1 protein-coding gene and 1 pseudogene are annotated in these 590 nt (G+C 57.6%); both read right to left on the reverse strand.

The features are described from left to right. Nucleotides 1-209, reverse strand: a pseudogene (locus ACXJKH_RS21910) (hypothetical protein); the annotation flags it as partial. Between the two features lie 99 nt (nt 210-308). After that, nucleotides 309-590 (reverse strand): DUF4189 domain-containing protein (locus tag ACXJKH_RS21915; protein ID WP_457322544.1); only part of this gene is annotated, 282 nt, incomplete at its 5' end.

Raw genomic sequence — 590 nt, forward strand, 5'->3', positions numbered from 1 at the left:
GCCTTGCGCGGCCCAGGATTGAGCTTGGCCAGGCCGCGGCCGCCGCTGGCGACGTCCTCCTCGGCCTGTGGCATAGAAGTACTCATCGCTGCCTCCATACGGCCACAGGCCGTCAGGGTGAGGGTCAAGAAGAGCGCGCTGAATGTTCGATTCATCCGCCATCCTTGTTTGATCAGCAGGAAAGGTTCAGTTGAAATGGAGAAGGGCACACAAACTACCAAGGCCTACCGTGGCTGCGGGAGACGTCCACAACCAGCCTCCGCCTATCATTCCGCATGCGCGGAGAATATCCGCAAACCTTCCAGATTCTAGAACGCCTCAAACTCCGGCTCAGTGCATGCAGAATAGATAACTTGGCAGCCCATGCCTCCGCCCGTCTGACACTGATTCAGTGCAATGCGCTTTGACTCGTCCTGCGTGGCGGAACGTGCAAACGAAGTGCCACCTTTACCCGAGGTTGGAACTGCTGCGACAGCACATTGATTCTTGTAGGAGAACGCTGCTTTACAGTTTTTACCGCCACTTTGTGAACAAAGCGCTACGGCGTCCTTCTCTGCCGCGCCCTTGCTTCGTCGCCCGTTGGCAGCACC

The sequence above is a fragment of the Stenotrophomonas sp. P5_B8 genome (assembly GCF_054049855.1).